Annotated in this window: 1 pseudogene; it reads right to left on the bottom strand. The window is 49.2% G+C overall.

Features of this window, described 5'->3' with window-relative positions:
- Positions 1 to 264: pseudogene (locus RVY79_RS20050) on the bottom strand (3-phosphoshikimate 1-carboxyvinyltransferase); the annotation flags it as partial.

Raw genomic sequence — 264 nt, 5'->3', positions numbered from 1 at the left:
GCCAGTTATAGATATTGCTCAGCGTGGTGGTGCCTTTTGCAAATAACGCCGCCGTGGCAATGGTCATCGCCGCATCAGGAATATGGTTCATATCCATATCAATAGCGTTCAGTTCACCACGCGTGCAGGAAATATAATCATCGCCCCAGCAAATGGTCGCGCCCATTTTTTCCAGCACATCAGCAAAGCGAATATCACCCTGCATACTGTTACGTCCAATACCGGTCACTTTTACAGTGCCGCCTTTGATTGCTGCTGCTGCCA

The sequence above is a fragment of the Chromohalobacter sp. HP20-39 genome (assembly GCF_033052815.1).
In the GTDB taxonomy this organism is placed as follows: Bacteria; Pseudomonadota; Gammaproteobacteria; order Pseudomonadales; family Halomonadaceae; genus Chromohalobacter.
The sequence above is the reverse complement of the archived record's forward strand: the minus strand, read 5'-3'. Positions and strand labels throughout refer to the sequence as shown.